The following is a 2418-nucleotide window of genomic DNA, read 5'->3' as shown; positions in this document are numbered from 1 at the left end:
AGCCGTCGAACACATAGTCGGTCGAAAAATGAATGAGCGGAACGCCGAGCGCATCCGCCGCCTCGGCGACATGGCCGACGCCCTCGCCATTGACGCGCAGGGCGAGGGCTTCTTCCTGCTCCGCTTTGTCGACGGCGGTGTAGGCAGCCGCGTTGACGATCGCATCGCAGCGGGCCTCGTTCAGCGCCGCGCGTACGCTGTCGCGATCGACAAGATCGAGCTGCGGCCTGCCGAGCGCGATGATTTGTGTGTCCTCATCGGCGCGCTCGCGCAGAGCGGTGACGATCTGGCCCTGCGTTCCAGTGACGGCAATGCGCATGGGCGTGCTCACGCGAATGTATCGGAAAGATCGCGCAGACGCGGCCAGCGGCGATCCTTCTCCGACAGAATGGCGCGCGCCGGCGCGATCGGCCAAGCGATGTCGAGATCGGGATCGTCGAAGGCGAGGCCGCGATCATTCGGCGCCGAATAGAAATTCGTCACCTTATAGACGACCTCCGTATCCGGCTCGAGCGTGCAGAAGCCATGCGCGAAGCCGATGGGAACGAGCAATTGCCGCCAATTCTCCACGGAGAGCTCCACCGCGACATGACGACCGAAAGTCGGCGACGCGCGGCGAATGTCGACCGCCACATCCAATATGCGGCCGCGCGTGACGCGCACCAGCTTGTCCTGCGCGAAAGGCGCGGTCTGGAAATGCAGCCCGCGAATGACTCCCGTCTCGCGCGAGAGCGAATGATTGTCCTGCACGAAGCGCAATGGCGGCAGGCCGCGCTCCTGCCAGCGCTTTTCATTATAGCTCTCGGAGAAAAAGCCGCGCGCGTCGCCGAAGCGATCGGGCGTGACGATCTTGACGCCATCGAGCGCCGTGTCCTCGACTTTCATTCTGTCCTCACGCGCGCGTCAGGCGACGCAGCCGAGCCGCTCGCCGCGATATTTGCCGGAGCGTATGGCTTTCCACCATTCTTCATTGTCGAGATACCAGCGCACCGTCTTGGCGAGACCGCTCGCGAAGCTCTCCTTTGCGCGCCAGCCGAGCTCGCGCTCGATCTTGGAGCAATCGATCGCATAGCGCAGATCATGGCCCGGCCGATCCTGCACGAATGTGATCAGCTCGTGATAAGAGCCGCGCGCGCGGGGCCGCAGCTCGTCGAGACTGTCGCAGATCGCCTGCACCACTTCTATGTTGCGCATCTCCGAGCGGCCGCCGACATTATAGGACTGTCCGACGACGCCGGCGCGCGCGACGGTGAGCAGCGCCTCGGCGTGATCCTCGACAAAGAGCCAGTCGCGCACATTCTCGCCGCGTCCATAGACGGGCAACGGCTTCTCCTCGAGCGCATTGAGAATGGTGAGCGGAATGAGCTTTTCCGGGAAATGATAGGGGCCGTAATTATTGGAGCAATTGGTGATGATTGTCGGCAGGCCATAGGTCTCGCGCCAGGCGCGCGCGAGATGATCCGAGCCCGCTTTCGAAGCGGAATAGGGCGAGTTGGGCGCATAGGGCGTGTCCTCGCGAAACAGTCCTTCCGCCCCGAGCGCGCCGAACACTTCGTCGGTGGAAATATGGAGAAAACGAAAGCCGGCGGCGGTCTGCCCATCGAGCCCACGCCAATAATCGAGCGCCGCCGCGAGCAGAGTGAAAGTGCCGACGACATTGGTCTCGATGAAGGCGTCCGGCCCGTCTATGGAACGATCGACATGGCTTTCGGCGGCGAGATGCATCACGACGTCGGGCCGGAACTCCGCGAAGGCGGCAGCGACGGCGTCGCGGTCGCAAATATCGGCGCGCCGAAAGGCGTAGCGCGGATCGCCGGCGATGGGCGCGAGCGAGTCGAGATTGCCGGCATAGGTGAGCTTGTCATAGACGAGCAGCTCATGCGGCGTCGTCTCGATGATGCGGCGCGAGACCGCCGAGCCGATGAAGCCGGCCCCGCCGGTCACGAGTATGCGCATCTATCGCCCGATCAATGACAGAAAAATAAAGGTGACGCGTCTGATCCCCCGCCATCGATAACTAATAAGGTCGCGGGGTGCCCGCGTGAAAAAAAAGTCCTCATTGCCACAACACCTCTTCACTGTAGTTAGCGACCTGATTTGGTACTTTGTCGAACGAGTGGCGTGTTATTCCTGAGGTCATTGATTGCCGTTGTCAACGGCTTCGGGGCTGTTCCAAATTTTTATCGCGGGTCGGTTGGGGCTATGTTCGCAGGGCGTTGAGCACAGCGGAATAGCGCGATGGTCAATTTCAAGACCGCGACGAGCAAGGGACCGACCCAAGCGCTGCGCAGCAACGGCTCGATCTGTTCCCAAGAATCGAGCACAACGCTTGAGGGCGATGTCACATAAACTCGATACAGGCGCATTGACGCCACGCAGGCTGATTTCAAGCGGCCGTCGTCACGGACTTCCACTCTG

At 61.8% G+C, this 2418-nt stretch carries 3 protein-coding genes; all 3 read right to left on the bottom strand.

What is annotated here, in order from left to right; genetic code table 11:
- Nucleotides 1-319, bottom strand: a 319-nt coding sequence (locus ACT53T_RS22370; protein ID WP_476162911.1) for an SDR family oxidoreductase, incomplete at its 3' end; no start/stop codon positions are given.
- Between the two features lie 8 nt (nucleotides 320-327).
- Nucleotides 328-885 carry a dTDP-4-dehydrorhamnose 3,5-epimerase gene (rfbC, locus tag ACT53T_RS22365; RefSeq protein ID WP_476162910.1) on the bottom strand — a complete coding sequence of 186 codons (558 nt, stop codon included), beginning with the start codon at nucleotides 883-885 and terminating at the stop codon, nucleotides 328-330.
- Between the two features lie 18 nt (nucleotides 886-903).
- A complete protein-coding gene (rfbB, locus tag ACT53T_RS22360) occupies nucleotides 904-1956 on the bottom strand; it encodes a dTDP-glucose 4,6-dehydratase (protein WP_476162909.1) in 1053 nt (350 codons plus the stop codon).
- Between the last annotated feature and the right edge of the window lie 462 nt (nucleotides 1957-2418).

The sequence above is a fragment of the Methylosinus sp. DMC45 genome, assembly GCF_056313885.1.
The sequence above is the reverse complement of the archived record's forward strand: the minus strand, read 5'-3'. Positions and strand labels throughout refer to the sequence as shown.